At 38.7% G+C, this 23,058-nt stretch carries 25 protein-coding genes and 2 tRNA genes; 14 read left to right on the top strand and 13 right to left on the bottom strand.

Going from position 1 to position 23,058, the window contains the following annotated elements:
* Positions 1–227 precede the first annotated feature (227 nt).
* Both DET49_RS15830 and istB read left to right on the top strand, forming a co-directional pair.
* Entirely contained in the window at positions 228–1,448 is a 1,221-nt protein-coding gene (locus tag DET49_RS15830) for a DDE-type integrase/transposase/recombinase (RefSeq protein WP_133549451.1), read from the top strand.
* A 10-nt stretch (positions 1,449–1,458) separates the two neighbouring features.
* On the top strand, positions 1,459–2,217 hold the full coding sequence (gene istB, locus DET49_RS15825) for an IS21-like element helper ATPase IstB (RefSeq protein WP_133549449.1): 759 nt from the start codon (positions 1,459–1,461) through the stop codon (positions 2,215–2,217).
* Between the two features lie 652 nt (positions 2,218–2,869).
* Here the strand turns inward: istB and DET49_RS18765 are convergent.
* The 8 genes from DET49_RS18765 to DET49_RS15790 all read right to left on the bottom strand — a co-directional run bounded on the left by DET49_RS18765 (position 2,870) and on the right by DET49_RS15790 (position 7,755).
* Positions 2,870–3,316, bottom strand: coding sequence for a site-specific integrase (locus DET49_RS18765; protein ID WP_133549447.1), 447 nt, complete (start codon positions 3,314–3,316; stop codon positions 2,870–2,872).
* A gap of 47 nt (positions 3,317–3,363) precedes the next feature.
* A complete protein-coding gene (locus DET49_RS18960) occupies positions 3,364–3,516 on the bottom strand; it encodes a hypothetical protein (protein WP_410527965.1) in 153 nt (50 codons plus the stop codon).
* A gap of 342 nt (positions 3,517–3,858) precedes the next feature.
* A tRNA-Arg gene (locus DET49_RS15815) sits at positions 3,859–3,932 on the bottom strand.
* Between the two features lie 89 nt (positions 3,933–4,021).
* Positions 4,022–4,291, bottom strand: a complete 270-nt coding sequence (locus tag DET49_RS15810; RefSeq protein ID WP_133549445.1) for an ATP-dependent Clp protease adaptor ClpS — start codon at positions 4,289–4,291, stop codon at positions 4,022–4,024.
* A 50-nt stretch (positions 4,292–4,341) separates the two neighbouring features.
* On the bottom strand, positions 4,342–5,175 hold the full coding sequence (gene prmA / locus DET49_RS15805) for a 50S ribosomal protein L11 methyltransferase (protein ID WP_133549443.1): 834 nt from the start codon (positions 5,173–5,175) through the stop codon (positions 4,342–4,344).
* 2 nt (positions 5,176–5,177) lie between these two features.
* Complete coding sequence (gene tpiA / locus DET49_RS15800) at positions 5,178–5,930, bottom strand: triose-phosphate isomerase (protein WP_133549441.1); 753 nt, start codon at positions 5,928–5,930, stop codon at positions 5,178–5,180.
* 136 nt (positions 5,931–6,066) lie between these two features.
* Positions 6,067–7,161 carry a BT_3928 family protein gene (locus tag DET49_RS15795; RefSeq protein ID WP_133549439.1) on the bottom strand — a complete coding sequence of 365 codons (1,095 nt, stop codon included), beginning with the start codon at positions 7,159–7,161 and terminating at the stop codon, positions 6,067–6,069.
* Between the two features lie 48 nt (positions 7,162–7,209).
* Entirely contained in the window at positions 7,210–7,755 is a 546-nt protein-coding gene (locus DET49_RS15790; protein ID WP_133549437.1) for a DUF1599 domain-containing protein, read from the bottom strand.
* A gap of 130 nt (positions 7,756–7,885) precedes the next feature.
* Between DET49_RS15790 and folP the strand changes: the two genes are divergently transcribed.
* Positions 7,886–8,710 (top strand): dihydropteroate synthase, encoded by an 825-nt coding sequence (folP, locus tag DET49_RS15785; RefSeq protein WP_133549435.1) that lies wholly within the window; start codon positions 7,886–7,888, stop codon positions 8,708–8,710.
* 37 nt (positions 8,711–8,747) lie between these two features.
* Positions 8,748–9,521, top strand: coding sequence for a diadenylate cyclase CdaA (gene cdaA / locus DET49_RS15780; protein ID WP_133549433.1), 774 nt, complete (start codon positions 8,748–8,750; stop codon positions 9,519–9,521).
* Positions 9,522–9,524: 3 nt separating this feature from the next.
* Here the strand turns inward: cdaA and DET49_RS15775 are convergent, their stop codons facing one another.
* A complete protein-coding gene (locus tag DET49_RS15775; RefSeq protein WP_133549432.1) occupies positions 9,525–11,291 on the bottom strand; it encodes an ABC transporter ATP-binding protein in 1,767 nt (588 codons plus the stop codon).
* Positions 11,292–12,035, bottom strand: coding sequence for a tRNA pseudouridine(38-40) synthase TruA (truA, locus tag DET49_RS15770; protein ID WP_133549430.1), 744 nt, complete (start codon positions 12,033–12,035; stop codon positions 11,292–11,294).
* 113 nt (positions 12,036–12,148) lie between these two features.
* Here truA and DET49_RS15765 point away from each other — a divergent pair, with 113 nt between their 5' ends.
* Positions 12,149–12,643, top strand: a complete 495-nt coding sequence (locus DET49_RS15765) for a metallophosphoesterase family protein (protein ID WP_133549428.1) — start codon at positions 12,149–12,151, stop codon at positions 12,641–12,643.
* A gap of 134 nt (positions 12,644–12,777) precedes the next feature.
* Here DET49_RS15765 and DET49_RS15760 read toward each other — a convergent pair whose 3' ends face one another.
* The gene (locus tag DET49_RS15760) at positions 12,778–13,188 is read right to left on the bottom strand and encodes a DUF4293 domain-containing protein (RefSeq protein WP_133549426.1); all 411 of its coding nucleotides are present in this window, start codon (positions 13,186–13,188) and stop codon (positions 12,778–12,780) included.
* A gap of 197 nt (positions 13,189–13,385) precedes the next feature.
* Here DET49_RS15760 and rho point away from each other — a divergent pair, with 197 nt between their 5' ends.
* A complete protein-coding gene (rho, locus tag DET49_RS15755) occupies positions 13,386–15,050 on the top strand; it encodes a transcription termination factor Rho (protein WP_133549424.1) in 1,665 nt (554 codons plus the stop codon).
* A 165-nt stretch (positions 15,051–15,215) separates the two neighbouring features.
* On the opposite strand, the gene DET49_RS15750 is transcribed toward rho, so the two are convergent.
* Positions 15,216–15,288: transfer RNA gene (locus DET49_RS15750), tRNA-Gly, on the bottom strand.
* Between the two features lie 206 nt (positions 15,289–15,494).
* Between DET49_RS15750 and DET49_RS15745 the strand changes: the two genes are divergently transcribed.
* From DET49_RS15745 to DET49_RS15735, 3 genes are read left to right on the top strand one after another with little or no spacing between them, the layout of a single operon-like run.
* Positions 15,495–16,046 (top strand): ClpP family protease, encoded by a 552-nt coding sequence (locus tag DET49_RS15745; RefSeq protein WP_133549422.1) that lies wholly within the window; start codon positions 15,495–15,497, stop codon positions 16,044–16,046.
* 3 nt (positions 16,047–16,049) lie between these two features.
* Positions 16,050–16,331, top strand: a complete 282-nt coding sequence (locus tag DET49_RS15740) for a GNAT family N-acetyltransferase (protein ID WP_133549420.1) — start codon at positions 16,050–16,052, stop codon at positions 16,329–16,331.
* Positions 16,332–16,367: 36 nt separating this feature from the next.
* Positions 16,368–18,008, top strand: a complete 1,641-nt coding sequence (locus DET49_RS15735; RefSeq protein ID WP_133549418.1) for a murein L,D-transpeptidase — start codon at positions 16,368–16,370, stop codon at positions 18,006–18,008.
* On the opposite strand, the gene DET49_RS15730 is transcribed toward DET49_RS15735, so the two are convergent.
* Positions 18,005–18,748: a murein L,D-transpeptidase catalytic domain family protein gene (locus DET49_RS15730; RefSeq protein WP_133549416.1), complete on the bottom strand. Its 744-nt coding sequence runs from the start codon at positions 18,746–18,748 to the stop codon at positions 18,005–18,007. The genes DET49_RS15735 and DET49_RS15730 overlap by 4 nt on opposite strands.
* Positions 18,749–19,142: 394 nt before the next feature.
* On the opposite strand from DET49_RS15730, the gene gpmI reads away from it, so the two are divergent.
* From gpmI to DET49_RS15705, 5 genes are read left to right on the top strand one after another with little or no spacing between them, the layout of a single operon-like run.
* Positions 19,143–20,660: a 2,3-bisphosphoglycerate-independent phosphoglycerate mutase gene (gene gpmI, locus DET49_RS15725; protein WP_133549414.1), complete on the top strand. Its 1,518-nt coding sequence runs from the start codon at positions 19,143–19,145 to the stop codon at positions 20,658–20,660.
* Between the two features lie 5 nt (positions 20,661–20,665).
* The gene (locus DET49_RS15720; protein WP_133549412.1) at positions 20,666–21,199 is read left to right on the top strand and encodes a TlpA family protein disulfide reductase; all 534 of its coding nucleotides are present in this window, start codon (positions 20,666–20,668) and stop codon (positions 21,197–21,199) included.
* A gap of 48 nt (positions 21,200–21,247) precedes the next feature.
* The gene (locus DET49_RS15715) at positions 21,248–21,655 is read left to right on the top strand and encodes a BT0820 family HAD-type phosphatase (RefSeq protein ID WP_133549410.1); all 408 of its coding nucleotides are present in this window, start codon (positions 21,248–21,250) and stop codon (positions 21,653–21,655) included.
* Positions 21,656–21,664: 9 nt separating this feature from the next.
* Complete coding sequence (map, locus tag DET49_RS15710; protein ID WP_133549408.1) at positions 21,665–22,489, top strand: type I methionyl aminopeptidase; 825 nt, start codon at positions 21,665–21,667, stop codon at positions 22,487–22,489.
* Entirely contained in the window at positions 22,473–23,036 is a 564-nt protein-coding gene (locus DET49_RS15705) for an HNH endonuclease (RefSeq protein ID WP_133549402.1), read from the top strand. The genes map and DET49_RS15705 overlap by 17 nt, the downstream gene beginning before the upstream one ends.
* Positions 23,037–23,058 lie beyond the last annotated feature (22 nt).

Here is a 23,058-nt window from a genome sequence, read left to right as displayed (position 1 = left end):
CGGCTTTGGGCAACAAAACCATATTAGAATTTGAAGAATTAATGAAATTTAAAAATGTAGCTTAACTTTTTGTCCCGTTTTTTGTTGCAAGTCCACCCTATGAATCCTTTGTCAAAGATAAACTGGACCAGTTTCCGGAGACTTCATCCGCACAGATACATGACTGGTTAAAGGAACACCATCCGGAGTTCCCTGATACCAATCCCCGTACGGTATATAACTTTGTGATGTTTGTCCGCCAGAAACATAATATCCCTGTGGTCAAGGTATCGCGGGAATACTTCCCCATCCAGGAGCTCCCTTACGGGGAGCAGGCACAGATTGATTTTGGACATTACAACATGCGTCTGGTTAATGGAAAAAGAAAGAAGATTAGCTTCTTTGCCATTGTTCTCTCCAGAAGCCGAATGAAATACATATGGTTTTGGGATAGGCCTTATACCGCCCTGGATGTGTGCCAGGCTCACGAAAAGGCCTTTGCTTTCTATGGAGGTATTCCAGAAACTATAGTATATGATCAGGACAGGACCATGGTGGTGGACGAGAATATTGGCGATGTTATTCTTACAGCTACTTTTAAACAGTATACCAAATCCAGGAGCTTTAAATTACATTTCTGCCGAAAAGCAGATCCAGAATCGAAGGGAAAGGTAGAAAATGTCGTACAATATGTAAAAAAGAACTTCCTCTATAACAGGTCCTATTGGGATATCGACACCCTTAACACTGAGGCTTCCTCGTGGTTGGGGAGAACGGCTAATGCGCTTGCCCATAACTTCACCAAAAAGGTACCACAACAGGAATATGATATAGAAAAAGGATACCTGAGGCCCTATACTCCCATCATCATTGAGAATAAACAAACCAAGACCTATCATGTGAGAAAAACCAATGCCATTGCCTATAAAAGCAACTTCTACAGTGTTCCTATGGGAACATATAAGGGCACGGGCACCCAGGTGATTATAAAAGAAGTAGCTGATACCCTGGAGATCTACAGTGTCGATCAGGAATTAATCTGCAGCCATAAGATCTCTTCCAAAAAAGGACAATTCATCGCTAATACCAACCATAAACGGGATACTTCCAAAAGCCTGGATCAAATGATCCTTCTGGTAACCGCCTATTTTACTGATGAAGCCAGGGCAGCCCAATACCTGGAAATGATCAACCAGAAGCTTCCCAGGTACCTCAGGGATCACCTGCAGGTAATTTTAAAGGCACTGGAAGGCAGTGAAAAACAAGCTGCTGATAAGGCCCTGGATTTTTGTTTAAAAAATGAAATTCTAAATGGCTATGATTTTGAACAGGTACTCTTTGTTGAGGCTCCCCAGGTTCCCTTGTTACAAAAGGGAATACGGCTCCTGGATAAGAATAACTTAGAAAAAGCCAATCAGGTTCCGGAGAAAAGTGATCTGCAGGACTATAAAAATATTATTAACCAATAATAATGTAACTATGACTAAAACAGAACAAATCAAGCAACATTGTAAACACTTAAAGTTAACTGCCCTGGCATCCCAGCTGGAGACTACCATAGCAGAGGCTGAAAAAGAAAAGACCAGCTATTTAGAACTCATCAACAGGCTGATGGAAAAGGAAGTTACACATCGAAAGAAAAAGGATCTGGACAGACGCATTGTACAAGCACGCTTGCCATCGAGCTTCAACCTGGACTTGTATGACTTCAGTGTTTCCAATGGCCTGGAAAAACAGCAGCTTAATCAGCTAAGGGAACTTCAATGGCTGGAGCAAAATTTTAATATCATCCTATTGGGACCATCCGGGGTTGGGAAAACATACCTTGCGGCCGGAATGTGCTTTGATGCGGTGGATAAAGGCTACAGGGCCTATTTTAAGACCATGGAGGAGCTCACCAAAATATTGAAGCTAAAGGATGTTACAAGAACTGCTGCAGCTCAATACAAACGTATTCTCAAGGCACACTTGCTGGTCATTGATGATATTATGATGTTCCCAGTGACACAGCAGGATGGGGTAGCATTTTTTAATCTCATCAATGAGCTCCACGATAGAACCTCACTAATCATTACCAGCAATAAATCCCCGCAGCAATGGGCTGATGTGCTTAAAGATGATGTGCTTACCACAGCATTGTTGGACCGAATTTTACATCGCTGTGAGATCATAAAATTAAGCGGTAAAAGCTATCGCATGGAACACCGAAAAACCATATTTGCTAATAAAGAAAATTAACCTAAATTAGACTCAAAATCATACATCCTTATTTTCCATTTTTACTACATCCTTAATTGCCGAAAACCGTACATATTTGTTTTCCGGTAACATTTAAACATTAAAATAGTTCATCAATACTATTTCTTACTATAAAATGATATCCTTTGAAATAAAGAGAAATGTCAAATTGAAAATGCTGGAAGGCGAATTACCCTATCTGTTTACAAAAAGTAAATTTAGAGTGATAAAATTTGTTAATCAGATTCTTCAAAAACCTGTAAACAAATAACTTTGTTTACAGAAGTTGAATTCAAAACAATTTGTCTTTCAAATCTACCTTTAAACTGGAAACAAACCTTTTTGCCTACAAAACCTGAATTCAAAAAAATTTGTCAATTAAATCACGGAATAAACTGGAAATAAATTATTCCATAATTTTAAAAGGATATTAAAATACGGAGAAACAAAGAATATTATAAACAAAAAACCTTGAAAATCCTCCGATTAACAAGGCTTTTAAGTATTTGATCTTGTACTGGCCATTTAAACCATATCTGTTCATGGAATTTTAAAAACACCATAACTTTCATTACCCCCATTTTTCAATATACAAAAGCCTTAAGAACAGGATTGGTTAAATGCCTACTATCAGATTTCATTTAATCTATAATTAAACATTAGGCTTCCAATTCCTAAGCTTTCTGCTGAGTTCAGACATATCTTGACTTAATTTATCTTCAAGAACTCGCGCATATATTTGGGTTGTTGCTATTTTCGTATGCCCCAAAAGTTTAGAGACAGTTTCAATTGGCACCCCGTTAGAAAGAGTTACAGTAGTAGCAAAAGTATGTCTGGCCATATGGAAGGTTAAATTCTTCTTGATATCACAGAGATCAGCGACTTCCTTTAAATAAAGATTAACCTTAACATTGGTTATAACTGGCAAAAGACTTTGGGTTATTTCAGTCATTGGATGTTTGTCATACTTCTCGAGTATCTCTAGGGCTTTATCTAATAAAGGTATCTTGACTTTGGCTTTAGTCTTATTTTTTGAAGTGAAAAGCCACTTCTGGCCGTCCAGACCATTCCAAACATTATCCTTGGTTAAATCATTCATATCTGTAAAACTGATTCCTGTATAACAGCTAAAAACAAATAAATCCCTCACCCTATCCAAACGATCATTATGAAAATTGAAATCTTTGTTCTGGTCTCCGAAATGAGATTATTAGCCTCCCTCGCTTGTTTAGAATAACCATCGACACGTTGTGTAGAAGAATCCCAAAGATCAAATGGAACTTTAGATTTTAAACTAATGTTTACTCTACGGCTATCTATAGAAATTCGAACTTAGAGATTTGTTTTATTATTTTTCACTCTGGAAGCATTCACCCAGAATAAGATGGAAAATGTTTTAGAAGTACGCATAGGTATCGTCTTTAAATTAATATTCGGTTAAAAGACGAAAGTCAAATCCACAAAAAAATTTAAGCTACTGGTAATCAAACTGTCAACAAGTTGACAGGATAAATTTTTATGTTGACGATTTGTTAGAAAATAAATATAATAAAAGTCTTTCAAACAAAAGCTCTAAAAAACATAAAACCCTGTAAATCATAGTATTTACAGGGTTTTGATATCATTTGAATTCTCTAAAAGTGACCTTGCCAGGATTCAAACCTGGAACCTCCTGAGCCGTAATCAGGTGCGCTATTCAGTTGCGCCACAAGGCCTTTTTAATATTGCTTTTCCTAGGTGGTTAAGCGGCTGCAAATATATTACTATTTTTAAAATGAAAAAAAGAATCTTTTACTTTTTTACCCTAAACAATCTCTGCACTTAATCCTTCTTCCAGCAATTTCGAGCATCTTGGCTTTAATTCATCAAAAGAACCGGTTTTTACTGTGCATTTTCCCTTGTAGTGTACCAAAATAGCACATTGCTCAGCTTGAACAGGAGTATGTTCACATGCATAAATAAGTGTTTCTATAACATGATCAAAAGTATTATAATCATCATTATAAAGTACGATCTCATTTTCTTTCTGCGTGGTAGTTTTAACCTCTTCTAATACTTCTTCTTGTGTACTCATCTTGAATTATAATTTTAAAGCTTCAAAGATACAAATTATCTATAAATTGCTTATGCTGAAAACTTTATGGCAACCCAGTTACTTCTTTCCAGGTGGTTAATATATTTAAGACCAATGGATTTACAAGCTTCTTTTATTACCGGTATATCCTCTTCATAAAATCCGCTTAAAAATAAGTTTCCGCCATCATTAAGACAATCTCTATAAATTGGAAGGTCCCTGAGCAAAATATTTCGGTTAATATTTGCCAGGATCATATCATACTTTCTGTCCTGTAATAATTCAGCACCACCTTCTTCAACGTTAATGTTGTCGCAATCATTTCTCCCTACGTTTTCAAGAGTATTCTGGTAACACCAATTATCAATATCAATGGCATCCACGAACTTCGCCCCTTTAAGACTTGTCAGAATTGCTAAAACTCCGGTTCCACACCCCATATCCAGTACAGACTTATCCTTCCAATCATTTTTAAGAATATGCTGAATCATCATATGGGTAGTCGCATGGTGGCCAGTCCCAAATGACATTTTCGGCTCAATGACAATATCAAATTCCGTATCGGGCTCGGGATGAAAGGGTGCACGAACACTACAGATGTCATCTACCAAAATAGGGCTAAAATTCTTTTCCCATTCTTCATTCCAGTTCACCTGCTCTATTTCTCCTTTGGAATAGGTAATCTGAAAATCTTCCGATTGCAAAATATGTACCCCTGCCAGAAGATCATCTTCATATTCCTCGGCAGGGATATAAGCTGTAATGCCATCTTCTTCTTCAACAAAACTCTCAAAACCCAAGTAGCCAAGCTCTGCTATAAGGATTTCCGAAGCAGGCTGAAGTGGCGTTATTTTAAACTTGAATTCAAGATAATTAGAAGACATATCTAAAAAGCATTTATAATTTCAACAAAATCTACTGCTTTAAGGCTGGCACCCCCAATAAGTCCCCCATCTACATCTTCTTTGGCGAAGATCTCTTTAGCGTTGGCTGGTTTTACGCTACCTCCGTAAAGTATGGAAACATTCTGCGCGATTTCTTCATTGAATTTATCCGAAATATTCTTTCTAATAAATGCATGCATTTCCTGCGCCTGCTCAGGGGAAGCAGTTTCTCCGGTTCCGATAGCCCAAACCGGCTCATAGGCTAATACCACGTTTTTCCAATCTGCATCTGAAATCTGGTACAAGCTTTCCTGTAGTTGTTTGGCCACAAGATCAAAATGCTTATCACTCTTGCGATCGGCTAATTCTTCCCCGAAACAAAAGATAATTCTCATCTCATTTTTAAGAGCTGCGTTGACTTTCTCGGCAAGTATATCATTGGTTTCTCCAAAATGCGCACGGCGTTCACTATGCCCTAGAATTACCGTATCCACCCCGATACTCTTCAGCATTTTTGCCGAAACCTCTCCTGTGTAAGCTCCGTTCTCCGCCTGGTGCATATTTTGTGCTATAACCTGTACCGGTGTATCTTTTAAACCCTGAAAAGCTGAATATAAATTAGTAAAGGAAGGCGCAACCATAACTTCTGCTTGGGGTTCTTTTACCAATTGCATTTTCAGATGTGAAAGCAATTCCTGGGTTTCCGAAAGATCATTATTCATTTTCCAGTTTCCGGCTACTATCTTTTTTCTCATAATTCTTAGTTAATTTTAATTATTTCACGGAAAAATCCGCTCCTCTACAAATATATCGATTAGAATAAACATAGCTGCGCCTAAGCCATGTGAAGATTGGCTTTTTACCAATATTTTAAAAAAACCTAAAGATGATTTATAATTTTATATCTTCAGCATCAAACCAATGCTTTTTCTGGGTAATTGTTGCATCCTTTAAAACCAAGAGCCCTGGGTTAGCCCGAACAATGGTCTGCAAAGTTTTTTTATCTACCTGGTAAAATGGGAAATCAAGCTTGAAATTATTGATGATTTTTTCCTGGTCCTCATTATTTGAAGCTGTTAAACCGATCACTTCATAGCCTTTATTCTTAGCTTCTTTGGCAAGTTTCTCAATAGCTTTAAAGCCTTCCTCTTCGGTATGGGGAAGATCGTAAGCCACTACCATAAAAAGTTTTTTATAGTCAAGAATTTTCTGGGTAATATTTTCGCCATTTACTTCTATTTGAAAATCCTGAATTGGAGGCACATATCCCTCCTCAATAACCGAAGTTTCCACGCCGATAAACTCCCCTTTTTGGTCAGGATAGGCTCCATTTGTGATTACGGTAACTTTCTTGCCATTATCATTAAAGGTCCACTGATATTCATAAACGCCTTTCTGGGCCCCTTCAGGTACCTCCATGAGTTCTTTAATGTTATTGCCAATTTTATAAGCTCTAAAATCGAAAACCGGCAAATGCATTAGCACGTGATAGCAAAACCAGAATGAAAGCATAAAGGATAGAAAAATGATCCAGCGATGTGAAATAGGATTTAAAACAGGAGTAATATACTTACGATTAAAGAAAAGTATTAATATTAAAATTAACAGGATCACGTCCTTTATAAAAGACTGCCAGGGGGTTAAGGGAATCGCATCACCAAAACACCCGCAATCGGTAACCTTATTGAAGTAAGCCGAATAAAACGTAAGAAATGTAAAGAAAACAATCATTAAAAGCAGGCTCCATACTGTGAATTTAGGCAGGTATCCTATTAATAACATAATCCCCACCACTAGTTCAAAGACCACTAAAATAATAGCAATGACTAGTGAAAAAGGAACCAGAAAATCAAGGCCCAGAACTTCAGGGCTGAAATATTCCTGGAGTTTATAAGAAAATCCAAGCGGATCATTGAGTTTTATAAATCCTGAGAAAATAAATAATACGCCAACCAGTACCCTGGAAATTCCTACTAATAATTTCATGCTGCTTTGTTTAAAAGTGCTTTTTATTTTCTAACAAGTTATGAAAAACTATTCTTCACCTTCTTTTATGAGCACCATCGCAAAAATGGAATAGTTAATCATATCCTGGTAATTGGCATCAATGCCTTCACTCACCAGGGTCTTCCCCATATTGTCTTCGATTTGCTTTACCCTCAGTAATTTCTGAATAATAAGATCGGTTAAGGAACTAACCCTCATATCGCGCCAGGCTTCACCGTAATCGTGATTTTTATTCATCATCAGAGCTTTGGTCTGGGCAATTTTTTCGTCGTACAGCTCTATTGCCTGCTCCACACCAAGATCTGGTTGAGAGACCACACCTTTTTCCAACTGGATCAAAGCCATTACAGAATAATTGATAATTCCTATAAATTCAGATTTTTCATCTTCATCTATTTTTCTAACTTCATTTTCCTGAAGTTTCCTTATTCGCTGGGCTTTAATAAAAATCTGGTCGGTAAGAGACGGTAGCCTAAGAATCCTCCAGGCACTTCCGTAATCTTTCATCTTATTGATAAACAGGCTGCGGCAGGTATTAACCACCGCGTCATACTGTTTTGAGGTATGCTGCATAAAAGAGATCTAATTTCCGTAAATTTCGTGCAAATATTTCAGATACTAAAACCGCATTTTATAAATTCTAAGGGGAAGTTAAAAATACAGTGCCTTTGCACATTATAAACTTTAGTGAAAATCCAGGAAAATGACCATAAATTGTAAAGGAGAGCTTGTAGATCTTAATACTCCAAAGGTGATGGGAATTATTAATACAACCCCCAACTCCTTTTATGCAGAAAGCAGAAAAATTTCGGAAAAAGACCTGTTAAAACAGGTAGAAAAAATGCTAGATGAGGGCGCAGACTTTATAGATGTTGGAGGCTACAGTACACCCCCGGGAGCTCCCAGGGTTGAAGAATCAGAAGAACTAAAGCGTGTGCTCCCGGCGATAGAACACATTCTGAAACATTTTCCAGATACATTAATTTCTACAGACACCTTTAGAGCACAGGTAGCGGAGAAAAGCATTGAAGCCGGGGCTGCGATAATTAACGATATCTCTGCGGGAGACCTAGATCCTAATATGATGAAAATCGTAGCAAAACACCAGGTACCCTATATTATGATGCATATGCGGGGAACCCCGCAAACCATGAAAGACCTCAATCAATATGAGGACCTTTTGCAGGAAATCCTTTTTTATTTTTCACAGAAAGTAAATAACGCAAGAGCTTTGGGAATCAATGACATTGTGATTGATCCCGGCTTTGGGTTTGCCAAAAACATCAGTCAGAATTTTGAGTTACTCTCTAAGATGGAACTCTTAAAAATTTTAGAACTTCCTGTTTTAGCCGGGCTCTCAAGAAAATCTCTTATTTATAAAACACTAAATATTTCTGCCGAGCAGGCCTTGAACGGTACTACTTTTTTAAATACTGTTGCCCTTAGTAAAGGTGCAGCTATTTTAAGGGTTCATGATGTAAAAGAAGCGGTTGAATGCACGAAATTATTCGCAGAGCTTAATAAGTAGCAGCATATTTTCTATTTTTACACAAAACCACGCTAGTTTGGATATAATAAATCTTCGTTTTCTCGATGCCCTGGATATTGTATTTGTAGCCTTACTATTGTATTATTTATACAAGTTGGTAAGAGGAACCGTTGCTGTAAATATCTTTATCGGGATAGTGATTATTTACCTGATGGGAAGCCTGACACAATTACTCCAGATGGAGCTTTTAAGCAGTGTTCTTGGGGAGTTCATTGGTGTGGGAATGTTTGCCTTAATCGTTGTTTTTCAGCAGGAAATAAGGAAATTTTTATTAATGATTGGCTCTACAAATTTTACCCAGAAAGGGAAATTCTTTACACAACTGCGTTTTTTAAAAGGCGATCTGGAAACCAGCACAGACGTAGAAGCTATTATTTCTGCCTGTGAGGCGATGGGTCAAAGTTACACCGGGGCGCTTATTATCATTCAAAAAAACACGAACCTGGATTTTGTGAAAAATTCCGGAGACGATATGAATATTGAACTCAACCAACCAATTATAGAATCCATTTTCTATAAGAACTCACCGCTTCACGATGGGGCGATGGTAATAGAGGACAATAAAATTACCGCTACCCGGGTTATTTTACCGGTTTCTAACGATAGGTCAATTCCGCTAAGATTTGGGTTACGTCATCGTGCAGCAGTTGGCATTACTGAAAAAACCAATGCTTTAGCCCTTGTTGTAAGTGAAGAGACTGGGCAAATTTCCTATGTCAGGGATGGGGAATTTGTCATGTTTGAAAGCAATGAGGAACTTATTGACCGGCTTAAGGAAGATCTTTTATAAGCCCTACAGGGATTCCTCTGCCAAAAACTGAACTTCGTATAAGTTTTTATAATATCCCTCTTTTTTTCGAAGCAATTCATCGTGCGTCCCAATCTCAACAATTTTACCGGCATCCATAACCATAATTTTATCGGCTTTTTTAATGGTGGCAAGCCTGTGGGCGATTACAATAGAGGTACGGCCTTTGGTAATTTTATCGGTAGCCTGCTGGATAAGCAGTTCGCTATAAGTATCTACCGAAGAGGTGGCTTCATCTAAAACCAAAATACTGGGATTACTCATATAAGCCCTTAAAAAAGATATGAGCTGGCGCTGACCTGAAGATAACATGGCACCACGCTCTTTTACATTATAATGATAGCCATTGGGCAGGGTATTGATAAATTCATGAATACCGATTTGTTTAGCCGCTGTAATGACTTCTTCTTCTGTAATTTCGGGATGGTTAAGATTGATATTATTCAGGATCGTATCGGCAAAAAGGAAAACATTTTGTAAAACCACGGCAATTTCTGAACGTAAGGATTCGAGTTTAATATCTTTAATATCAATACCATCCACCAGAATTTGGCCGCTGTTAATTTCATAGAAACGATTCAGCAAATTAATAACGGTAGATTTTCCCGCCCCAGTGGCGCCAACAATGGCTATGGTTTCTCCGGGATTTGCCTTAAAAGAAACGCCTTTGAGCACTTCTTCATCATTAGTATAACTAAAGTGCACATCCTTAAATTCTATTTCCCCTTTAAGATCACTTACTTCAATTTTACCCTCATTGCTAATGGATGACTCTGTATCAAGAATTGCAAAAACACGGTTTGCAGCTACCATCCCCATTTGTAGGGTATTGAATTTATCGGCAATCTGGCGAAGCGGCCTAAAAAGCAATTGAGACAATTCAATAAAGGCGATAATAACACCAAGGGTAATTCCGTCATCCACCGCAGCTCTGAGTCCGCCATACCAAACAATTAAACCGATGGTTATGGAAGTCGCCATTTCTGCAATAGGGAAGAAAATCGAGTTATACCAAACCGTTTTCACCCAGGCATCCCGGTGTTTTCCGTTTATTTCCTTAAAGTTGCTGTATTCCGCTTTTTCGCGGGTAAAAAGTTGAACGATCTTCATTCCTGTAATCCGTTCCTGGACAAAGGTATTGAGGTTAGCCACCTGAGTTCTAACTTCTTCAAAAGCGATTTTCATTTTCTTCTGAAAAACACGCGTAGCATACATAATTAGAGGAAGTACCGTTAATACCAGCAAAGTTAACTGCCAGCTCTGGTAAAACATAAAGGCAATGACCACCAGCATTTTCAAAAGATCACTGATAATCATAAAAAGCCCCTGGCTAAAGATACTGGCAATGGTTTCAATATCACTCACCGCCCGTGTTACCAAACGACCAACCGCCGACTTATCAAAATAAGTCATCTTAAAGTTCAGCATGTGCTTAAACAGGTTAACCCTAAGATCGCGTACCACTTCCTGGCCAAGCCAGTTGGCGAAATACACAAAAAGAAACTGAAAAATAACTTCCAGCAGTAATACACCGGCCATAAGACCTACATAAAAAACAAGGCTGTCATAATCCTGCGGAATAATTGCATCATCTACGGTAACTTTCAATAAATAGGGTCTTAAAACAGCAAAAAAGGAAAGCAGAATTGCTGCAACCGCTACAAAATAGAAGGTTACCTTGTAAGGATTAGTATATCTAAGCAAACGCTTAAATAGGTTAAAATCGAATGCATTACCTGTTTTAGATGCCATTTATTCTATTGCTATTTCAGGATATGTGACGCGGGTTAGGTAAAGTGCTTTTGCCGGCACCGATGTCCCTGCCCTACTCCTATCTTTACTTTTTATAATTTCGTGCATACTTTCAATAGGTCGTTTCCCAAAACCGATTTCCAGTAAGGTTCCAACTATAGCTCGCACCATATTTCTTAGAAATCTGTCGGCTGAGATATGAAAAACCAACACTTGATTTTCAGATTTCCAAATTGCTTCAGAAATCTTGCAATTATAAGTTTTTACATCGGTTTTAGACTTTGAAAAACACTTAAAATTAGTATAATCCTTTAGTATTTCTGCAGCCCTGTTCATTTTTTCAACATCCAGCTTATTCTTTAAAAAGTAACTTCTATCTTCCAAAAATGGATCCTTCTGCTGAACAATAACATATTGATAACTCCGGCTTGAAGCATCAAAACGAGCGTGAGCATCGGGTTTTACTTTAAAAATACTTTTTAAGGCGATATCTGCCGGAAGCAGGGAATTTAATTTAAAGGCAAAAGCTTCCCTTTCAATTTCCTTATCCACATCGAAATGTGCAAAGATCTGTTTTGCATGAACCCCAGCATCTGTCCTTCCGGCTCCCACAATATCAATTTTATGCTGAAAAACTATCGCAAGGGATTTCTCAATTTCCTGCTGAACTGAAATCGCATTAGGTTGATTTTGCCAACCATGATAAGCTTTTCCAAAATATGCCAGTTCTAAAAAATACCTCAACTGAGTTCTTTATTTTATATTTGCGAACTGCAAAGATAAGGCATTTATTAGAAGCTTAAATCCTTTGAAAGCACAGGTTTTAAAATGATTTATCCAAATAAAATATTCCAGGTTTGAAAAAAATACTTTTGTTAAGCGATACCCATAGCCATCTAGACGACAGGATACTGTATTATGCTGGGGAAGCCGATGAAATATGGCACGCCGGGGACATAGGCACCACGGATGTCTCAGATGAATTAAAAAAAATTGGCCCCCTAAGAGCGGTCTATGGCAATATTGACGATGCAGAAATCAGGAAGGAATTTCCGCTCCACCAGCGTTTTAAATGTGAAGATGTAGACGTATGGATTACCCATATTGGAGGTTACCCCGGAAAATATTCTCCAGCAATAAGGGAACAGATTAAAGAGGAGCCCCCAAAATTATTTATCAGTGGGCATTCTCATATTTTAAAAGTAATGAACGATAAAAATTTGGGCTTACTGCATATGAACCCCGGTGCGGCAGGCAAACAGGGATTTCATAAGAAGCGGACCATGCTTCGCTTCCAAATAGAAGGCGATAAGATCCAGGAACTGGAAGTCATAGAACTAAAAGGCAAATAATAAGCGAATTGTTGGATGCACATTATCTTACCTTAAACCTCGAAAAATCGTTTTCAGCAATTTAAAAAAATAACTAAAAAACCCGAAGCTTTCACTTCGGGTTTTCACGCACTAATACTACTAAGATGATAGGCTTATCGTAATCGATCTACAGATTTTACGAGATCTTCGTCCTTTTTAATGGCCTTATTGGCCAAAACAAGAAAAACGATAGAAATGATTGGAAGAAACATCCCAATACCCTTCTCTGAAATATCAATTTCTCCAGGTAAACTTAGCGACCAATAAACAAACACTCCTAGTAAAAAAAAATTTAATAAGATATTTAGACGCCCCAATACGAATTGAAGCTTTCTGTTTTTAAACATAAAAATACTCACCAAAGATAACAAAGCTGAAGCCAGAAATGCAATAAAAACTGTAATATAATCCTGAGCAAACATCGGCACTCCCTCCGTATTTTCCCAAAGTGAAAAAACGAAAATAAGACCGCCGCTAATAATAGCAGCAATAAGTAAATATACTGTTTGTATTCTTTGTAGCATAACCTCTGATGGAATTCGCAAGCAAAAATAAAGATTCTTTTTAGAAATGCTATTTAAAATATTAAAATAAAGTTGTATACTTGCAGGAACATTTCGTAACCAATTCAAAACGGGTTACTTAAGTCTCCAAATTTTTTTCGATTCTTCCTCGAGAAGTTTAACAATCAATCCAAACACAAATTTATTCTTAATTATTCATGTTTGAAATTTCAGAATTAAAAGCTAAAAAGCTTCCTGAGTTACAGGATATCGCTAAATCTTTAAACGTCCCAAAATTTAGGACCTTAAAAAAATTAGATCTCGTATATCAAATCCTGGACTATCAGGCTGCCAACCCTAAAAAGGCTAAAGAAGCACTTACCGATGACACTAAAAAGGAGGAAACCCCTAAAAGTGACCAGCGTAATAAAGCTTCAGAAAAACCACAACCCAAAAAAGGTGGTAAAATTGGAAGCAATAAAAAACCGCCTGGAGCTGCTGCTTCAGATACCAAAGAGCAGCAACCTGTCAAAAAGGAAAATCAGTCTCCTAAAAAAGAAGACGCACCTGCTCAATCCAGGGAACCTAAAAAGCAGGAGCAGAAGCCTAGAGAAAACAGGGAAAATAAAGAAGACAATAATTCTTCTAAAGGTCATAAAAATAATCCCCGCGACAACAAGAAGGATCCCCGCAATAATAAAGGTAACGGAGGCCGCGATGCCGGTAACCGTGACGGGCGAAACCGATACCGGGAGCCAGATTACGAATTTGACGCGATTATAGAGAGTGAAGGCGTACTGGATATTATGCAGGATAACTATGGTTTCCTTAGATCTTCAGATTACAATTACCTTACCTCTCCAGATGACATTTACGTATCACAGTCACAAATTCGGTTATTCGGTTTAAAAACCGGAGATACTGTTTTAGGACAGATAAGACCGCCAAAAGAAGGGGAGAAATATTTCCCCCTGATCAAAATCAACAAAATTAACGGGTTAGATCCCCAGGTGGTTAGAGACCGGGTTTCTTTTGAACACTTAACCCCACTTTTCCCAAAAGAAAAATTCAATATTGCTGAAAAGCAAAGCAGCATGTCTACCCGAATTATGGACCTCTTTTCCCCTATCGGAAAAGGCCAGCGTGGTATGATTGTTTCCCAGCCTAAAACTGGTAAGACCATGTTGCTTAAGGATATTGCCAATGCAATTGCGGCAAACCATCCAGAAGTTTATCAAATCGTTTTACTCATTGATGAACGCCCGGAAGAAGTGACCGATATGCAACGCAATGTCCGCGGGGAAGTTGTGGCTTCTACTTTCGATAAGGAGGCCCACGAACACGTGAGGGTTGCCAATATCGTATTGGAAAAAGCCAAACGTTTGGTAGAGTGTGGTCACGATGTAGTCATACTTCTGGATTCTATCACTCGTTTAGCACGTGCTTACAACACCGTACAACCTGCCAGCGGTAAGGTTTTAAGTGGTGGTGTGGACGCCAACGCCTTGCACAAACCAAAACGTTTCTTTGGAGCTGCCCGTAATATTGAAAACGGAGGTTCACTTTCAATTATCGCTACTGCCCTTACCGATACCGGTTCTAAAATGGATGAAGTGATATTTGAAGAATTTAAAGGAACAGGAAATATGGAACTGCAATTAGACAGAAAAATTGCGAACCGCAGAATTTTCCCAGCAATAGACCTTACCTCATCAAGTACACGTCGCGACGATCTTTTACTAGACGAAGCTGCACTTCAAAGAATGTGGGTCTTGCGAAAATATCTTGCCGATATGAATCCTATTGAAGCCATGGAGTTTATTAACGACAGGATTAAACAGACAAAAAACAACGAAGAGTTTTTGATCTCCATGAATGGATAAAACCTTCTTTTGTTATAAATCAAAAAATCCGGATCCCTACAGGCTTCCGGATTTTTTTATAGCGCTATTCTTGAAATAATAAATTTAGAGTCATACGGTAGCATGCTACCTTCTCCTTGAATTCCAGGTATAAAAAAAACCCTCACAAATCGTGAAGGTTTATAGAGCGGGAGACCGGGTTCGAACCGGCGACATTCAGCTTGGAAGGCTGACGCTCTACCAACTGAGCTACTCCCGCCTGCCCTGCAAATATAAAGTTTAAAGCTTTCATAATCCAAAATAAAATTAAACTTTTTAGTCAGGAATCTCTATTGGCTTATTTTTCAGCAGAAAACTAAAACCAAGCGATAAAATCTTGTTAAATGGGTAATGAAAAATCAAGTGTTCCGACAAATAAATCTTATTTTTAATGCCTAACAGAATACATTATAAATTAATTTTCTTATGAAAAATAAACCCGGTAAAACCCAGGATCTAATAGACGCAAAATTCCTTAAAGAACGCAAAGTTTTCCTTTGGGGAGAAGTAAACGACGATTCTGCAAAACACGTTATAGACAGGCTTCTTTATCTTGATATGGAAAGTAAGGAGGAGATCCAGTTTTTCATCAATAGCCCCGGCGGGTTTGTAACCGACGGATTTGCAATTTATGACACTATGCAAAGCTTAAATAGTCCAGTCTCCACAATTTGTAGTGGCCTAGCGGCTTCCATGGGATCGATATTACTTTCGGGAGGAACCAAAGGCAGAAGGTTTATTCAGACTCACGGAAAAGTTATGATTCATCAACCTATGGGTGGTGCAAGAGGTCAGGCATCAAATATTGAAATCCAAGCTAACGAGATTCTAAAAACAAGGGAACTAAGCGCAAAAATTCTTGCTGAGAACTGCGGACAAACCAAGGAAAAGGTTCTTAAGGATTTTAATCGTGATTATTGGATGGACGCTGAGGAATCCCTGGAGTATGGAATTGTAGATGGTATTTTCAAAAAATAAGTTATGGATATTAAACATCGCGAAAACGATACTCGCGGAATGTTTTTCGTGGAGGACGAAAAAGGCATTTACGCTGAACTTACCTATACCAAAAAAGCAGGTAATATTATCACCATTGATCACACCGAGGTGCGACAAGAACTGGAAGGTCAGGGTATCGCCACAAAATTGCTGGCACATAGCGTAGCTTTTGCAAGAGAAAATAAGTACAAAATAGATCCGTTATGCCCTTTTGCTGAAGTTCAGTTTGACCGCAATGAATCTTTTAAAGATGTAAGAGCATAAGCCCAGGCTTCCAAAAGTTTTAACCTGCTATTTTATATGAAGTTTTTCAAGTTTTTAATGTTCTTTATGCTATTGGTTTTTATTTCCTGCCAGGATCAAAACAGGAAGCCGGGAATTGAAACTGCTAAAGATAAGGAGGCAGAAGTTATTGAAAAACTGGCTTCCGCTGAATTGATTGCCAAAAAATTTCCGGGAATCTCAAGTTCAGTTGGGGATCATAAGTTGCATGATGCCAGTTTGCTTGATTCTATTTATTCCAAGCGGAATTATAAGCCTATCTGGACGGAAAGAAGTATGCGGGAGGATCTTTACCGGAGCATCATAAATGCTAGCCAGGACGGCCTGGAACCTGAAGATTACCATTCAAGTTATTTAAAAAGGAACCTGGCAAATTTAGCTCAATTAGATGATCAGCAGCGTAGTTTAACGGAAATCATGCTAACCGATGCTTTTCTCGGCCTGGCTTCCGACTACAATTCGGGTAAATTAGACCCGGCTGAAATATATGATATCTGGGGTGTAGAGCGTAATAAAATAGACCTTTCCGGTCTTTTGAATTACGGTCTTGAGCAGCAAAATATCCTGGCTGCTATAGACTCTGTAACCCCAAAGCATGAAGTTTATAAGGGATTAAAACGTTCTCTGGAAACCTATCGCAAGCTTGCGGCTAACGAGGAGAATCCAACCCACATTCCCGATTTAGAAGAAAGTATTAAGGCAGAAGAAAAAAATGAGAGAATTCCCGGCATTAAAAGGCGCCTAAAAGAATTAGGCTATTGGGAAAGGGAAATTTCGGATTCCGCCTACACTTACGACGAAAACCTCCAGGAGGCTATTAAAAAATTCCAGGAAAATTATGGTATAGAAACCGATGGGGTAATTGGCAGGGGTACAATTAAAACCCTGAATAAAACCTATCAGGATCGCCTGGAACAAATCCTGGTGAACCTGGAACGATGGCGATGGTATCCCAAGGACCTGGGACGGCAATATATTATTGTCAATATTGCAAATTTCCGGTTGCACCTGGTAAAAAATGGGGATACTATTTCCACTCATCGCACCATGGTTGGCACTGAAGCAAGGAAAACCCCAGTTTTTTCTGACCATGTGGAACATATCGTATATAACCCCACCTGGACCATTCCTCCCACTATTAGGGCTAATGATGTGATCCCTTCGGCCTCGAATGATCCCGATTATATCAACAGGAAAAACTTTAGTATATTTAATCAAAGTGGAGAGTTACTGGATCCCAGTCAGGTAAACTGGTCCTCTTCAAAAGTGAGAGGCTATACCTTTAGACAGGAAGCAGGGCCGACAAATCCCCTGGGTTTAGTAAAGATCATCTACCCCAACCAGTATATGATTTACCTGCACGATACCCCTTCAAAATCTCTATTTAATAAAAATATCAGGGCACAAAGTTCCGGTTGTGTAAGGGTTCAGGATGTCCTTGATTTGGCCAGGGAACTCTTAAGCGACCAGCCTGAATATGATGATGAAAAAATAAAGAGCATCCTTGATTCCGGTAAAACCACCACTGTTAAAGTAACCCAGCCGGTAGAAGTTCACCATCTTTACTGGACCGCCTGGAATGAAAACGGCAGCACCCGTTTTGCAGAAGATATCTACAACAGAGATGCTGCCGTCTATAAACTGCTCACTGAAAATTAATTCAGCATCGGAGAATTATTCAGGTAATTTTTATTGTTTTTGTGAATATATAGTACGGATTCTTCTTTAATAGTAGCGATCACATCCTTTGCTATTGTATTGGGTACCGCCGGGCAACCATAGCTTCTTCCTAGTCTGCCAATTCTTTTTATAAAAGAAGGTTCGGCATAATCCGCTCCATGAATTACCACGTATCGCTTACGCGCATTACTGTTAAAACCCTTTTCCATGCCATCTATAAATAGGGACAACCCGTTTTTCCCATAGTAAGTTTCAGCCGTCACATAGAACCCAAGAGAACTTTGCAGGGAATTCACAGTATTTGAAAAATTGGTAGCGAACTCGCCTCCCGTATTTTTTCCGTGGGATACATAAGTATTGAAGAGCACTTCTTTTGTCTCCATATCCATCACCCACATACGTTTTTTGGTAGAAGAAAGTCCGAAATCAATTATGGTAAGTACCTGCTTTCCTACTTTACCTTCTTCATTTAATTGCTCGTAGCCTTTGATGGCCTTTTCGAAAACCGGCATTGTAGGAATACTGCTATTATTATGAGAAAATGCTTTATAAAGATTAGCGACTTTTATTTCAAAGGAAGTCTTGGAAGTGATTTCAGCAATGGGCGCAGGAAGACGCTCTAAAGAGGTACTTTTAAGATTCGTATCCAATTCTTCAGTGGTTGTAAAGGCGAAAGAAAAGGTTAATACGGCCATTACAGTCAGTAATCTGTAAATCATAAAGGTCTGTTTTAAATTAATTTTTTGTTAATCTACTCCAAAGGTGATGCCAACATACAAAATATTCTGGTTAATTGAATTTTTAAGCACAGAGATCATAAATTTTAACATTATAAGGCTTATAAGACTAAATTTCAACACCTTAACACTTCCTATTTAGCTAATTCAAGAACGTGGATTTATTTAAAAAAGTATTCCAAGTCCCGGTTTTCAATGTTAAAATTTTAAAATTTATTAGAACCTAGAGAACCTCAAAAAATTTAGAATTAAAAATCAGGACAGAAATCCCGCTTAGAGCCGGGAAAAACCTGCCAGATTTAATAAAACATTAGCGAGCGGGGATTTAGCATAACGCCAATTTGTTTTTATCTTTATGCCCAAATTAACTCATATTATGAATAAGAAAGTTCTACTAATGATTTTAGATGGCTGGGGAATTACGCAAAACCCAGAGGTATCGGCTATTGCCAAAGCAAAAACTCCTTTTATGGATAGTATCCTGGAAAAATACCCACACGCACAGCTACGCACCGATGGGCTGCAGGTTGGTCTTCCGGAAGGACAAATGGGAAATAGTGAGGTAGGACATATGAACCTTGGTGCGGGCCGTATTGTATACCAGGACTTGGTAAAAATCAATATGGCAGTAGAAAAAAACACCCTCATAGATGAACCGGTATTGGAAGAAGCTTTCAATTATGCAAAAAAACATAATAAGCCAATCCATTTTATGGGCCTATTGAGTGATGGCGGCGTACATTCGCACATTAATCATTTAAAAGGATTGCTTTCGGCAGCGGAATCATTTGGTGTAAAAGAAAAATACGTGCACGCCTTTACCGATGGCCGGGATGTAGATCCGCATTCAGGAAAAGCTTTTATAGAAGAAATTGAAGAACACCTGGCAAAAACCAATGGCAAACTGGCTTCGGTTATAGGACGTTATTTCGCGATGGACCGTGATAAACGCTGGGAGCGAGTGAAAAAAGCCTACGATCTTATTACCAAGGGGGTAGGCACCAAGACCACTAATGCAGCACAAACCATTGCTGAAAGCTACAAAAACGATGTCAGCGATGAGTTTATAGAACCCATAGTAATGACCAATGAGGCCGGGGAACCGGTTGCTACATTAAAAGAGAAAGAGGTGGTGATCTTTTTCAATTTCAGAACAGACCGTGGAAGACAGCTAACCCAGGCGTTAACCCAGGAAGATTTTCCGCAGTACGAGATGAAAAAAATGCCCCTTTACTATGTCACCTTAACCAAATATGACGACAGTTTTGAAGGCATAAATGTCGTCTTCAAAAAAGATAATATTAAATCTACCCTCGGGGAAGTACTGGAATATATGGGTAAAAAGCAAATTAGGATCGCTGAAACCGAGAAATACCCCCATGTTACTTTCTTCTTTAGTGGTGGTAGAGAAAAACCATTTAAAGGAGAGAAGCGTTTAATGTGTAATTCGCCCAAGGTAGCGACCTATGATCTGCAGCCTGAAATGAGCGCCTATGAAATTCGGGATAAGATTATTCCGGAACTCAAGGATGAATCGGCTGATTTTATTTGCCTGAATTTCGCAAACCCTGATATGGTCGGACACACCGGGGTATTTGATGCCGCTGTCAAGGCCTGCGAAACGGTTGATAGCTGCGCTAAGGATGTAGCCACGGCCGCTCTGGAAAGTGATTATTCGGTAATTATAATTGCAGATCACGGGAACAGTGAGATCATGATCAACGCAGACGGAAGCCCAAATACCGCACATACCACCAGCCCGGTTCCTCTAATTTTATTGGATAAGGACATAAAAACGATTAAAAGCGGTAAGCTTGGAAACATTGCACCGACTATATTGAAACTAATGGGTATCGATCAGCCGGAATTAATGACTGAAGATCCACTAATTTAAATTTCATGATACATAAAATATTATTACTTTTTTTGAGTGTTTCTTTATTCTCAGGAGAAGCCCCCAGTGAAAAAGAAATTTTAAAGGAAAATAACCCAGCAAAAATGCTTTTAGGGGAATTTACGCAAGCCGATTTAGAGCAGCCTCCTTACTCCAGTTGGTTTGTTCCCGGATATAAAAACTATACCCCTAAAAAAGAAGCCTTAAATACCATAAAGAAACATATTGGGGAATATGAGATTATTATGTTTATGGGAACCTGGTGTGGTGATAGTCGATATACCGTTCCAAAGTTCTTTAAACTTCTGGACCAGGTTGATTTCAATAGAGAAAACCTTACAAATATCGCGGTGAATTACTCTAAAAAAGCACCCGGGGAGCTGGAAGAAAAATATAATATAAAACGCGTACCAACCATTATTTTTCTAAAAGATGGGAAGGAAGTAAATCGTTTTGTAGAGTATTCTTTAGAGAGCCTGGAAGAAGATATCGCTAAAATCGTTTCAGAGAAAGCTTATACAAATCCCTATGCACAATAAATAGGGATTTCCCGAAGGGATATTCGGTAAATCTTGCTAATTTTGCTTATGCCCAATTCGTTAGTAATAGCAGTCGATTTTGACGGAACTATTGTAGATAATAAATATCCGGAAATAGGAAAACCAAAACTCTTCGCTGTTGAAACCCTTAAAAAGCTCCAGGAAGATGGCCATAGGCTGATCCTGTGGACCTATCGTACCGGAGACAAACTTGAGGAAGCGGTACAGTTTTGTGAACAACGGGGCATTGAATTTTACACCGTGAATAAAAGCTATCCTGAGGAAGTTTATGACAAGAGCATAAGTCGTAAAATCCTGGCCGATATTTTTATAGATGACCGCAACATCGGCGGAATGTGGGGATGGGGTGAAATTTACCAGCGATTAAAGGATAGAACGATAATAAAGGAGGAGAAAAAACAAAAGAAAAAATTCGGATTTTTAGGCCGATTTTAAATTCAATATATGATCATTACCAAAAACCCAGAAGAAATTGAATTGATGCGCGAAAGCGCACAAATCGTCTCGAAAACCCTGGGAATGCTTGCACCGCATATTAAACCCGGAGTAACTACTTTGGAGTTGGATAAAATGGCCGAAGAATTCATTCGCGACCATGGCGCCGAGCCAGGCTTTTTGGGAATGTATGATTTTCCCAATTCGCTTTGCATGAGTCCTAATGCACAGGTTGTCCATGGGATTCCTAACAATAAAGCCCTGGTGGAGGGGGATATCATCTCTATAGATTGCGGGGCCTTAAAAAACGGGTTTTACGGTGACCACGCCTATACTTTTGAAGTGGGACAGGTAAAACCTGAGGTAAAAAAACTTTTGGATGCTACAAAAGAATCGCTTTACGTCGGGATTCGGGAATTTAAAGCCGGAAATCGTGTTGGGGATGTTGGCTATGCCATTCAAAAATATACCGAAGACCGTGGTTATGGTGTGGTAAGAGAACTGGTAGGTCACGGGTTGGGTGCCAAGATGCACGAAGACCCTGAAATGCCTAATTATGGAAAACGAGGACGGGGTAAAAAATTTATCGAAGGAATGGTGGTCGCCATAGAGCCTATGATCAACCTTGGAACCAAAAGAATAAAACAAATGCCTGACGGTTGGACTATTTTAACCGCAGATAACAAACCAAGTGCACATTTTGAGCATGATGTGGCACTTATAGACGGTAAACCCCAATTACTTTCTACGTTCGAGTATATATATGAAGCTTTAGGAATAGAAAGTGATGAAGAAAATGAGTTTAAAGCCCAGGTCTATGATAAAGAACTTTAGGGGCGAAGTTTGGAAAAGACTGCATAAGGAAGAGTGGCAGGATCGTTTTGTATATGAGGTTTCCAGCTATGGCAGGTTAATCAGCTATGTTCAATATCCTGATGGCGAAATAATAAATGGTGGCCGTACCAATGGCTATACCAGTTTTTCGCCAAGGCTTGAAAATGGAAAGCATAAAGCCTATTACGTCCACCGTATCGTTGCCGAACTTTTCCTTGATAAAAAAAAGGATGATAAATTCGTAATCCATAAGAATTTTAAAAAAGACGATAATCGGGTCGTAAACCTTGCCTGGACCACCCAGGAGGAATGGGTTAAACACCAGCATAACAGTCCGGGAGTTAAAGAAAACAAACGAAAGCGAAAGCTTCGACGGGTAGTTACATATTCCAAACTTACCTATGCCCAGGCCGTGATATTAAAAAAGAAACTGCTAGATCCTAAAAGGAAAACCAGGATCAAGGTTTTGGCCAAGCAGTTTGGAGTTTCAGAAATGCAGCTTTATCGTATTAAATCCGGTGAAAACTGGGGCGATATAAAAGTATAAACCCAAAGTTAGCTGTTTTTTA

This window comes from Salegentibacter sp. 24, assembly GCF_004362395.1.
GTDB lineage: Bacteria > Bacteroidota > Bacteroidia > Flavobacteriales > Flavobacteriaceae > Salegentibacter.
The sequence above is the reverse complement of the archived record's forward strand: the minus strand, read 5'-3'. Positions and strand labels throughout refer to the sequence as shown.

What these genes read in the sequence shown, in the direction of transcription:
- DET49_RS15830 (WP_133549451.1), top strand. Translation starts at nt 228, where the DNA reads ATGTTTGTCCGCCAGAAACATAATATCCCTGTGGTCAAGGTATCGCGG.
- istB (WP_133549449.1), top strand. Translation starts at nt 1,459, where the DNA reads ATGACTAAAACAGAACAAATCAAGCAACATTGTAAACACTTAAAGTTA.
- DET49_RS18765 (WP_133549447.1), bottom strand. Translation starts at nt 3,316, where the DNA reads ATGAATGATTTAACCAAGGATAATGTTTGGAATGGTCTGGACGGCCAG.
- DET49_RS15810 (WP_133549445.1), bottom strand. Translation starts at nt 4,291, where the DNA reads ATGAGTACACAAGAAGAAGTATTAGAAGAGGTTAAAACTACCACGCAG.
- prmA (WP_133549443.1), bottom strand. Translation starts at nt 5,175, where the DNA reads ATGTCTTCTAATTATCTTGAATTCAAGTTTAAAATAACGCCACTTCAG.
- tpiA (WP_133549441.1), bottom strand. Translation starts at nt 5,930, where the DNA reads ATGAGAAAAAAGATAGTAGCCGGAAACTGGAAAATGAATAATGATCTT.
- DET49_RS15795 (WP_133549439.1), bottom strand. Translation starts at nt 7,161, where the DNA reads ATGAAATTATTAGTAGGAATTTCCAGGGTACTGGTTGGCGTATTATTT.
- DET49_RS15790 (WP_133549437.1), bottom strand. Translation starts at nt 7,755, where the DNA reads ATGCAGCATACCTCAAAACAGTATGACGCGGTGGTTAATACCTGCCGC.
- folP (WP_133549435.1), top strand. Translation starts at nt 7,886, where the DNA reads ATGACCATAAATTGTAAAGGAGAGCTTGTAGATCTTAATACTCCAAAG.
- DET49_RS15775 (WP_133549432.1), bottom strand. Translation starts at nt 11,291, where the DNA reads ATGGCATCTAAAACAGGTAATGCATTCGATTTTAACCTATTTAAGCGT.
- DET49_RS15760 (WP_133549426.1), bottom strand. Translation starts at nt 13,188, where the DNA reads ATGCTACAAAGAATACAAACAGTATATTTACTTATTGCTGCTATTATT.
- rho (WP_133549424.1), top strand. Translation starts at nt 13,386, where the DNA reads ATGTTTGAAATTTCAGAATTAAAAGCTAAAAAGCTTCCTGAGTTACAG.
- DET49_RS15745 (WP_133549422.1), top strand. Translation starts at nt 15,495, where the DNA reads ATGAAAAATAAACCCGGTAAAACCCAGGATCTAATAGACGCAAAATTC.
- DET49_RS15740 (WP_133549420.1), top strand. Translation starts at nt 16,050, where the DNA reads ATGGATATTAAACATCGCGAAAACGATACTCGCGGAATGTTTTTCGTG.
- DET49_RS15735 (WP_133549418.1), top strand. Translation starts at nt 16,368, where the DNA reads ATGAAGTTTTTCAAGTTTTTAATGTTCTTTATGCTATTGGTTTTTATT.
- DET49_RS15730 (WP_133549416.1), bottom strand. Translation starts at nt 18,748, where the DNA reads ATGATTTACAGATTACTGACTGTAATGGCCGTATTAACCTTTTCTTTC.
- gpmI (WP_133549414.1), top strand. Translation starts at nt 19,143, where the DNA reads ATGAATAAGAAAGTTCTACTAATGATTTTAGATGGCTGGGGAATTACG.
- DET49_RS15720 (WP_133549412.1), top strand. Translation starts at nt 20,666, where the DNA reads ATGATACATAAAATATTATTACTTTTTTTGAGTGTTTCTTTATTCTCA.
- DET49_RS15715 (WP_133549410.1), top strand. Translation starts at nt 21,248, where the DNA reads ATGCCCAATTCGTTAGTAATAGCAGTCGATTTTGACGGAACTATTGTA.
- map (WP_133549408.1), top strand. Translation starts at nt 21,665, where the DNA reads ATGATCATTACCAAAAACCCAGAAGAAATTGAATTGATGCGCGAAAGC.
- DET49_RS15705 (WP_133549402.1), top strand. Translation starts at nt 22,473, where the DNA reads ATGATAAAGAACTTTAGGGGCGAAGTTTGGAAAAGACTGCATAAGGAA.